At 65.2% G+C, this 586-nt stretch carries 1 protein-coding gene; it reads left to right on the top strand.

Annotation, left to right across the window (positions count from 1 at the left end; all coding sequences use genetic code 11):
- Nucleotides 1-586, top strand: a 586-nt coding sequence (locus tag MOV74_RS39920) for a tripartite tricarboxylate transporter substrate-binding protein (RefSeq protein ID WP_246933079.1), incomplete at both ends; no start/stop codon positions are given.

The following is a 586-nucleotide window of genomic DNA, read 5'->3' as shown; positions in this document are numbered from 1 at the left end:
AAGAAGCTCGGGCAACCGATCATCGTCGAGGCCAAGCCGGGCGCCGGCGGCAACATCGCGGCGGATGCGATCGCAAAGGCGGCGCCCGACGGTTACACGCTCGGCCTCGTCACCGGCGCGCATGCGATTTCCGCGGCGACCTACAAGAGCCTGGCCTACCAGCCGGCCGACAGCTTCGAGATGATCTCGACGCTGGTGTACTACGCGCTCGTCATCGCGGTGCGTAACGACTATCCGGCAAAATCACTGGGCGAGCTCATCACGATCGCCAAGGCAAAGCCCGGCTCGCTCAGTTTCGGATCGGTTGGTTTCGGCAGCACCCATCACCTCGCAGGAGAATTGCTCAACGCCACCGCCGGCGTCGAGATCGTGCACGTGCCGTATCGCGGCGATTCACAATCCATCACCGCGCTGCTCGGTGGAGAAATTCCTGTCATCGTCGGTACGCCCGTTTTGCTGGCCCCGCAAATCCAGAGCGGCGCGATCCGCGGCCTCGCGGTGACGTCGCCGGCACGCACCGCCTTGCTCCCCGATGTCCCGACGGTGCAGGAAGCCGGCATCAAGGGCTACGACGTGCGCACCTGGG

It is taken from the genome of Bradyrhizobium sp. SHOUNA76 (genome assembly GCF_023006445.1).
In the GTDB taxonomy this organism is placed as follows: Bacteria; Pseudomonadota; Alphaproteobacteria; order Rhizobiales; family Xanthobacteraceae; genus Bradyrhizobium.
Note: the sequence above shows the minus strand (reverse complement) of the source record. Positions and strands in the feature narration are given on the sequence as shown.